General features: G+C 64.8%; 1 protein-coding gene. It reads right to left on the reverse strand.

Annotated features, from left to right (window positions below; all coding sequences use genetic code 11):
- Positions 1–3: 3 nt before the first annotated feature.
- Positions 4–1,179 (reverse strand): elongation factor Tu, encoded by a 1,176-nt coding sequence (gene tuf / locus BU124_RS14465; RefSeq protein ID WP_084864268.1) that lies wholly within the window; start codon positions 1,177–1,179, stop codon positions 4–6.

The raw sequence follows: 1,179 nt of genomic DNA on the forward strand, positions 1-1,179 counted from the left end.
GTCTCAGTCGATGATCTTGGAGACGACGCCGGAGCCGACGGTGCGGCCGCCTTCGCGGATGGCGAAGCGCAGGCCCTCTTCCATGGCGATGGGCGCGATCAGCTCGGCGGTGAACTTCAGGTTGTCGCCGGGCATCACCATCTCGGTGCCCGAGGGCAGTTCCACCGTGCCGGTCACGTCCGTCGTGCGGAAGTAGAACTGCGGCCGGTAGTTGGCGAAGAACGGCGTGTGGCGCCCGCCCTCGTCCTTGTTGAGGATGTAGACCTCGGCCTCGAACTTGGTGTGCGGCGTCACCGACTTGGGCTTGCACAGGACCTGCCCGCGCTCCACGCCCTCGCGGTCGATCCCGCGCAGCAGCGCGCCGATGTTGTCGCCCGCCTCGCCGCGGTCCAGCAGCTTGCGGAACATCTCGACACCGGTGCAGGTCGTCTTGCGGGTGTCGCGGATGCCCACGATCTCGATCTCGTCACCCACGTTGATGACACCGCGCTCGACGCGCCCGGTCACCACCGTGCCGCGCCCCGAGATCGAGAACACGTCCTCGATGGGCATCAGGAACGGCTGATCCACCGCGCGCTGCGGCGAGGGGATGTAGTCGTCGACCGCCGTCATCAGCTCGCGGATCTTCTCCTCGCCGATCTCGGGATTGTTGCCCTCCATCGCCGCAAGCGCGCTGCCGGCGATGATCGGGATGTCGTCACCGGGATAGTCGTATTCCGACAGAAGCTCGCGCACCTCCATCTCGACAAGCTCCAGAAGCTCCTCGTCGTCGACCTGGTCGACCTTGTTGAGAAAGACCACCATCTTCGGGATACCGACCTGGCGGCCCAGCAGGATGTGCTCGCGCGTCTGCGGCATCGGGCCATCGGCGGCGTTGACCACGAGGATCGCCCCGTCCATCTGCGCCGCGCCCGTGATCATGTTCTTGACGTAGTCGGCGTGGCCCGGACAGTCGACGTGCGCGTAGTGGCGCTTGTCGGTCTCGTATTCCACGTGCGCCGTCGAGATCGTGATCCCCCGCGCCTTCTCCTCCGGCGCGCCGTCGATGCTGTCATACGCCTGGAAATCACCGAAATACTTCGTGATCGCCGCCGTCAGCGTCGTCTTGCCGTGGTCAACGTGACCAATCGTCCCGATGTTCACGTGCTCTTTCGAACGATCAAACTTTTGCTTTGCCAT

The sequence above is a fragment of the Salibaculum halophilum genome, assembly GCF_002094885.1.
Taxonomy (GTDB): Bacteria; Pseudomonadota; Alphaproteobacteria; order Rhodobacterales; family Rhodobacteraceae; genus Salibaculum; species Salibaculum halophilum.

Bases quoted from the DNA above. Each gene is read 5' to 3' on its own strand.
- tuf (WP_084864268.1), bottom strand. From the start codon at position 1,179: ATGGCAAAGCAAAAGTTTGATCGTTCGAAAGAGCACGTGAACATCGGG.